This window comes from Klebsiella sp. EMBS2024, from assembly GCF_036233805.1.
Classification (GTDB): domain Bacteria; phylum Pseudomonadota; class Gammaproteobacteria; order Enterobacterales; family Enterobacteriaceae; genus Klebsiella; species Klebsiella pneumoniae.
On sequence record NZ_JAZARW010000001.1, the window covers coordinates 5102376 to 5107742 of the forward strand.

4 protein-coding genes are annotated in these 5367 nt (G+C 61.7%); 2 read left to right on the forward strand and 2 right to left on the reverse strand.

Features of this window, described 5'->3' with window-relative positions; genetic code table 11:
- Together VZP09_RS23465 and VZP09_RS23470 are read right to left on the reverse strand one after the other, a co-directional pair.
- The gene (locus VZP09_RS23465; protein WP_032415884.1) at positions 1-1503 is read right to left on the reverse strand and encodes a helicase HerA-like C-terminal domain-containing protein; all 1503 of its coding nucleotides are present in this window, start codon (positions 1501-1503) and stop codon (positions 1-3) included.
- A 98-nt stretch (positions 1504-1601) separates the two neighbouring features.
- Positions 1602-2423, reverse strand: coding sequence for a TIM barrel protein (locus tag VZP09_RS23470; protein WP_048332312.1), 822 nt, complete (start codon positions 2421-2423; stop codon positions 1602-1604).
- A 351-nt stretch (positions 2424-2774) separates the two neighbouring features.
- Between VZP09_RS23470 and VZP09_RS23475 the strand changes: the two genes are divergently transcribed.
- Both VZP09_RS23475 and iolB read left to right on the forward strand, forming a co-directional pair.
- Positions 2775-4280 carry a CoA-acylating methylmalonate-semialdehyde dehydrogenase gene (locus VZP09_RS23475; RefSeq protein WP_009486529.1) on the forward strand — a complete coding sequence of 502 codons (1506 nt, stop codon included), beginning with the start codon at positions 2775-2777 and terminating at the stop codon, positions 4278-4280.
- Positions 4281-4298: 18 nt separating this feature from the next.
- Positions 4299-5108 (forward strand): 5-deoxy-glucuronate isomerase, encoded by an 810-nt coding sequence (gene iolB / locus VZP09_RS23480; protein ID WP_004177654.1) that lies wholly within the window; start codon positions 4299-4301, stop codon positions 5106-5108.
- Positions 5109-5367 lie beyond the last annotated feature (259 nt).

Consider the following 5367-nt stretch of genomic DNA (forward strand, 5'->3'; position numbering starts at 1 on the left):
TTAGCGCTTGCGTCCGCCCAGCAGGCTGCCCAGCATGCCGCGGACGATCTGATTGGTGACCTGGCGAACCGCGCTTTTCGCTGCGGTCTGCACGATACCGTCGCGTTTTCCGCCGCGCGGGCCGGTGCTGCCGAACAGGATATCTTTCAGGCCGCCAAGCAGCCCGTCGTCATCGCCGTTCTGCTGGCCCTTCGCCGGCGGAGCCGACTGCTGCCCGGTGGCGACCTGCACCCCTTGCTGCAGCATTTCGAAAGCCGACTCGCGGTCCACCTCCTCCTCATACTTACCGTACAGCGGCGAGTGGTTCAGCAGACCATTGCGCTCGTCATCGCTGACCGGCCCCATTCGCGAGCAGGGGGCGATAACCAACGCCCGCTCGACCACCGACGGGCTGCCTTTCTCATCGAGGAAGGAGATCAGCGCCTCGCCGGTGCCCAGCTCCTGGATCGCCTGCTCGGTACTGAAGGCCGGGTTGGCGCGCATGGTCTGGGCGGCGGTTTTCACCGCCTTCTGGTCCTTCGGCGTAAAGGCGCGCAGGGCATGCTGCACGCGGTTGCCCAGCTGGCCGAGCACGGCGTCGGGAATATCCGCCGGGTTCTGCGAGACAAAGTAGACGCCGACGCCCTTGGAGCGGATAAGGCGGATCACCTGTTCAATTTTATACAGCAGCACCTGCGGCGCGTCGTTGAACAGCAGATGCGCCTCATCGAAGAAGAACACCAGCTTCGGTTTATCGAGGTCGCCGGCTTCCGGCAGGCGCTCGTAGAGCTCGGAGAGCATCCACAGCAGGCTGGCGGCGTACAGCTTCGGCATCTGGTAGAGCTTTTCGGCGCTAAGGATATTGATCACCCCTTTACCGCTGGCATCGACGCGCATCCAGTCGGCAATATCCAGCATCGGCTCGCCGAAGAAGTGCTCGGCGCCCTGTTGCTCCAGGGTCAACAGCCCGCGCTGGATGGCGCCGATCGAGGCGCTGTTAATATTGCCGTACTGGTTCTGGAAAGACTTGGCGTTATCGCCGATAAACTGGGTGATGGCGCGGAGGTCTTTGAAGTCGAGCAGCAGCAGGCCGCGGTCGTCCGCGATGCGGAAAATAATGTTCAGTACGCCGCTCTGCACTTCGTTGAGATTGAGCAGGCGCGCCAGCAGCAGGGGGCCGAGATCGGAGACCGTCGCCCGCACCGGGTGGCCCTTCTCGCCAAAGATATCCCAGAGCACCACCGGGTTGGCGTGCGGCTCCCAGTCGCTGACGCCGATCTTCTCCAGCCGCGCCTGCAGTTTCTCTGAGCTCTGCCCCGCGGCGGCAATGCCGGTCAGGTCGCCCTTGACGTCGGCCATAAATACCGGCACGCCAATCTCCGAGAACGACTCAGCCAGCTTCTGCAGGGTGACGGTTTTACCGGTGCCGGTCGCACCGGTGATAAGCCCATGGCGGTTGGCCATCGCGGGCAGTAAATAGAGCGCGTTATCCAGCGTGCGCGCAATCAACAGGGGTGAGCTCATGGTCGATTCCTCCATTTATCCTGCGACGATTATAGGCAACCTCGTCGTCCGGCGTTGGGAAAATCGTCACGCGCCGCGCACGCTGTACCGTGAGGGTCTCAGGCGCAGTGGCGCTGGATGAGCGCGATGCTCTGCTCAATTTCGCGCGCGATATCCGCTTCGCTCCATTGCGCCAGCTCGGGGGCGAAGGGCTCAAAAGCGTACACCCCCTGATAGCCGCGGGCTTCCAGCGCTTTAACCTGCTCGCAGGTGCCGAGACGATCCTGCGGGGTTAGCATGATGCGCTCGGCATCGGTGAGCTGCTCGCGCGGACGGCTATCGTCAACTCCTGAAAGGTGCACCAGCCCGATATCCGCCACCTCTACCTGGCTGAACTCGTCCGCCGCCTGCGGGTAAAGATGGTGATGGAAGGTATCGATCAGCAGCTTAAACGGCACGCGGGCGTCGTGGATCAGCGTCTGCGCCTGGTGCGCAGAACGCAGCGAGCTTTGCGGGAAGCCCAGCGGCTCCACCAGGCCGTGGATGCCATAGAAGGCGAACAGCGGCGCCAGGTCGCGCAGGGCGCCCAGGGTTTCGCTGGCCGGCACCTCGCTGCCGTCGTTGAGCGGACAGAGCACCAGCGATTTGGCGCCGATGGCCTGGGCCTCTTTCAGCAGCGATTCGGTCAACTGCCGCACCTCTTCGCTACGACGGTTAAAGGGGTAGACCGCGTTAATCGTCAGGATCTCGATGTGGTAGCGCGCCGCCAGCTCGCGCACCTGCTGATGGCTCAGATCGTCGGTCACTTTTCCACTGGGTAAATCGTTGCGCAACTCGACCTTATTCAGGCCCAGACGGTTCACCAGACGGAAAAACGCTTCAATGCTGAGCGCTGGCGCGATTTTGCGGTTAATACAAAAACGTTGCATTGCGATGGCCATAGGACACTCCTGACGGAAGAGGGGGTAGGTTCGTTCAATTGGCTAACAGTCAAAACGTTTATTCCAAAATTAGCAAGAATGGAAATGATGAATGTTTGAGCTGTCTCGCAAAATATCACCGGCACCGACTGCCGGCGCGACAGCGGCGGGAAGCCTGGCGTCGAAGGCAACGAGGCGCGATGCGGGAAGCGCACAGGCGACCGGTTAGCGCAAAATGCGACTGTTATCACCAAAATGAAATTTCATTTCACAACAATGTTGAAATATAAATTTCATTTTACTACGGTTATAGCACAGCAGAATCAGCGACGGGCCGGTGTGCGCTGGCCCCCTTCACTATGAGGCGAGAACATGACGATCACAGGAAACTTTATTGGCGGGAAAACCGTTATTAGCAGCAGCAACGAAACGATGCCGGTGTACGACCCGGCGACGGGCAAAGCGGTGCGCGAAGTCACGGTGTCAACCGCGCAGGAAGTCTCCGAGGCGATTCAGGTTGCTCGCGATGCGTTTGACAGTTGGTCCCGTACCACGCCGCTGCGCCGCGCCCGCGTGCTGTTCAACTTTAAAATGTTGCTGGAGCAGCACGTGGAAGAGCTGGCGGGGATCATCGTCAGCGAGCACGGTAAGGTGTGGTCGGATGCGCTGGGCGAGCTGACCCGCGGTATGGAAGTGGTCGAATTCGCCTGCGGGATCCCGCACCTGATTAAAGGCGAATACTCCTCTGACGTCGGCACCGGCGTCGACAGCTACTCGCTGATGCAGCCCCTGGGCGTGGTGGCAGGGATCACCCCGTTTAACTTCCCGGCGATGGTGCCGATGTGGATGTTCCCGCTGGCGCTGGCCTGCGGCAACAGTTTCGTCCTCAAGCCGCCCGCGCTGGCGCCGACGGCCGCTGTGCGTCTGGCAGAACTGCTGAAAGAGGCCGGTCTGCCGGACGGCGTGTTTAACGTCGTGCACTGCAGCAATGAAGATGCCGAGCAGCTGTACACTGACCCGCGTATTGCGGCGGTGAGCTTCGTCGGCTCCTCCGGCGTGGCGGAGTATATCTATAAGACCGCCAGCGCCCACGGCAAGCGCGTGCAGGCCTTTGGCGCCGCCAAAAACCACGCGATTGTGATGCCGGATGCCGATCTCGACGCTACCGTTAACGCCATTATGGGCGGCGCTTTTGGCTCCGCAGGCGAGCGCTGTATGGCGCTGCCGGTGGTGGTGGCAGTGGGAGATGAAACCGCCGACAAACTGATCGCCCGCCTGAAGCCGCTGGTGGAAGCGCTGAAAGTAGGCCCGGGCTGCATGCGTGGCCAGGAAGAGAACGAGATGGGACCGGTGGTGTCTGATACCCACCAGAAAAAAGTGCTCGGCTATATTGATAAAGGCGAAAGCGAAGGGGCAAAACTGGTGGTCGATGGCCGCAAACTGCGTGTGCCGGGTTACGACGCGGGCTACTATGTCGGCGGCACCCTGTTCGATCACGTCACCCCGGAGATGACCATCTGGCGCGAAGAGATCTTTGGCCCGGTGCTGGGGATTGTGCGCGCGGCGGACTATAACAGCGCCCTTGAGCTGGTCAACAGCCACGAGTTTGGCAACGGCAGCGCCGTTTTCACCAGCAACGGCCACACCGCGCGTGAATTCGTCCACGACGTGCAGGCGGGGATGGTTGGGGTGAACGTGCCGGTCCCGGTGCCGATGGCGTTCCACAGCTTCGGCGGCTGGAAGCGGTCGGTGTTTGGCGCGTTGAACGTCCACGGGCCGGACGGCGTTCGCTTCTACACGCGTATGAAGACCGCCACCGTACGCTGGCCGGCAGGGCAGCAGACCGTATCTGAATTCAGCATGCCGACGTTAGGTTAATCGGCGAAGGAGAGCGCCATGTCGTTACTGGCTAAATCGCGAAAAGAGGGACAGATCCAGCATATTACGCCGCAAAGCGCCGGTTGGCGCTATATCGGCTTTGATGTCTGGATGTTGAAAAAAGGGCAGACCGTGACGCTGGAGAGCGGCGATCGCGAGCTGTGCCTGGTGCTGGTCGCCGGGCTGGCGTCGGTGAAAACGCAACATGCCGATTTCCCGAATCTCGGTAAACGGATGTCGCCGTTTGAACGCACCCCGCCGTGGTCGGTTTACGTCCCGCCGCAGGATAAAGTCGAGGTGACTGCCGATTCCGATCTGGAGCTGGCGGTATGCAGCGCGCCGGGCAAAGGCAGCTTCCCGGCACGCCTCATTCGGCCGGAAGACGTCGGGGTAGAGCACCGTGGGAAAGGGCGCAACCAGCGTCGGGTGCATAATATTCTGCCGGACAGCGCCGAGGCGGACTGCCTGCTGGTGGTGGAAGTCTACACCGACGAGGGGGCCACCAGTTCGTGGCCGTCGCATAAGCATGATACCGCCCAGCCGGGCAAAGAGACGCAGCTGGAAGAAACCTACTATCACCGCTTCGATCCGCCGCAGGGCTTTGCCTTCCAGCGGGTCTACACCGACGACCGCAGCCTGGACGCCTGTATGGCGCCCTACAACCACGATGTGGTGATGGTGCCGCGCGGTTACCATCCGGTGGCGGCGATTGCCGGTTACGATAGCTACTATCTGAACGTGATGGCCGGGCCGGACCGGAAATGGCTGTTCACCTGGGAAGATGACCACGCCTGGATCAACACGCCGGAGTACCCGCGCCACGACTGACGCGCGGTGCAGAAGCGGATAAAGAAGGCCGGTTAGCGATGCTAACCGGCCTTCCTGTTTGAGGGCGGTAGGTGTTTTTTCGCGAAACGCTCCGCGGAATCCCACTNNNNGACCCGGCAAGCGCAGCGCCGCCGGGGAGGACACCNCCGGNGCCATACCCGCCTTTGTGCCGGATGGCGCTNCGCTTATCCGGCCTACGGNANCCTCCCGTAAGCNCNTATACCCCAGGCCCGGCAAGCGCAGCGCCGCCGGGGAGGNC

Coding starts and splice junctions, on each gene's coding strand:
- VZP09_RS23465 (WP_032415884.1), bottom strand. CDS start 1,503: ATGAGCTCACCCCTGTTGATTGCGCGCACGCTGGATAACGCGCTCTAT.
- iolB (WP_004177654.1), top strand. CDS start 4,299: ATGTCGTTACTGGCTAAATCGCGAAAAGAGGGACAGATCCAGCATATT.
- VZP09_RS23475 (WP_009486529.1), top strand. CDS start 2,775: ATGACGATCACAGGAAACTTTATTGGCGGGAAAACCGTTATTAGCAGC.
- VZP09_RS23470 (WP_048332312.1), bottom strand. CDS start 2,423: ATGGCCATCGCAATGCAACGTTTTTGTATTAACCGCAAAATCGCGCCA.